General features: G+C 72.0%; 1 protein-coding gene and 1 pseudogene. Both read left to right on the forward strand.

The genetic code is table 11. From position 1 onward, the window contains the following. Window positions 1–714: pseudogene (locus tag AB0C29_RS46965) on the forward strand (methyl-accepting chemotaxis protein); the annotation flags it as partial. A gap of 14 nt (window positions 715–728) precedes the next feature. Continuing rightward, on the forward strand, window positions 729–1,719 hold a 991-nt coding region (locus AB0C29_RS46970; protein ID WP_360834681.1), incomplete at its 3' end, for a methyl-accepting chemotaxis protein.

Below are 1,719 nucleotides of genomic sequence, written 5' to 3' on the forward strand. Positions count from 1 at the left end.
TCTCGAACAACCTGCAGATCGTCTCCACCGGCTCGCACGAGGTGGGCGCCTCGATCCGGGAGATCAGCGCGTCGACCTCGGAGGCGACCGGCGTGGCGGCCAAGGCCGTGGCGGTCGCCGCCGCCACCAACGCCACCGTCGCGCGCCTGGGCGAGTCGTCCACCGAGATCGCCACCGTCGTCAAGGTCATCACCGCGATCGCCGAGCAGACGAACCTGCTGGCGCTGAACGCGACGATCGAGGCCGCCCGCGCGGGCGACGACCCCCCCGCGCGCGCAGAAGCCCACGAACGAGGCCCCCCGCCCGCGCGACGCCGGCAAGGGCTTCGCGGTGGTCGCGAGCGAGGTCAAGGACCTGGCCCAGGAGACGGCCAAGGCCACCGAGGACATCGTGCGCCGGGTCGAGACGATCCAGTCGGACACCTCCGGCGCGGTGGCGGCGATCGGCGAGATCAGCTCGATCATCGAGCAGATCAACGGCATCCAGGTGACGATCGCGTCCGCCGTCGAGGAGCAGACGGCCACCACCCAGGAGATGAACCGGACCCTCTCGGAGGCGGCCGACGGCGCCGGGAACATCGCGGCGACCATCGCCGGGGTCTCGGACGCCACCCGGCGCACCACCGACACGATCGACGAGACCAGCCAGGCCGCCGCCGAGCTGGCCGTGATGTCCCGGCAGTTGCAGGACCTGGTGTCGCGCTTCCGTTACTGACCGAGGAGAAAGACGTGCGCTCTCTGAGCATGCGGACCAGCCTGCTGGCCGCCGCGGCCGTCGCGCTGCTGGTGGCCCTGGTCGTCGGGGCCGTCGGGATCCTGCGCACCAACACCACCGCCGGCCGGGCCGAGGCCATCTACACCGAGGCCCTGGTGCCGCTGGCCACGGTCAAGGACATCCAGCAGATCATCTGGCACGCGCGGTGGGCCAGCCTGTCGAACCTGACGGCCACGGACCCGGCCAAGGCCACCGCGTACGGGCAGGAGGCCACGACCTACTACGACCTGGTCACCACCAGGCTGCAGGAGTACGAGGGCCTGACCGTCTCCGCCGAGGAACGCGCCGCGATGGCGACGTTCCAGGCCACCTGGACGAACTACCTCGACCTGCGCAAGCAGTCCAGCGCCCTGAAGAACGCCGGCAAGGTCCAGGAGTGGGAGCAGTTCCGCAGCACCACGTTGAACCCCGCCACCGCCCAGGCGCTCAAGGACCTCGACGCCCTGGTGGCCATCTCCCAGCGGGAGGCCACGGCCAGCGCCGCCGCGGCCCGGTCCGCGGCCGACCAGGCCCGCCTCACCATCAGCGTCGTACTCGCCGTCGGTGTCCTCATCGCCGCGGCGTTCGCACTGCTCGTGGCCCGGGCCCTCAACCGGCGCCTGCACGCGCTGCGCGAGGTGGTGACGGCGATGGCGGACGGCGACCTCACCGAACGGCAGCCGGACACCGGCGCCAACGAGATCGGCGAGATGTCGCGTGCTGTGCACCGTGCGTCCGGTCAGCTGCGGACCACGATGCAGACGCTCGCGGGCATGAGCTCCGGCCTGTCCGAGCGCTCCACCGAACTGCAGCAGGCCAGCCGCAGCCTCAGCGGCAGCACCGACCAGGCGTCCGTACGGGTCGGCGCGATCGACACGGCGGCCGGCGAGGTCAGCGCCGGCGTGCAGGCCGTGGCGAGCGGCGCCGAGGAGATGGGCGCCGCGATCCGCGAGATCGCGATGAGCG

This window comes from Actinoplanes sp. NPDC048791 (assembly GCF_040650095.1).
In the GTDB taxonomy this organism is placed as follows: Bacteria; Actinomycetota; Actinomycetes; order Mycobacteriales; family Micromonosporaceae; genus Actinoplanes.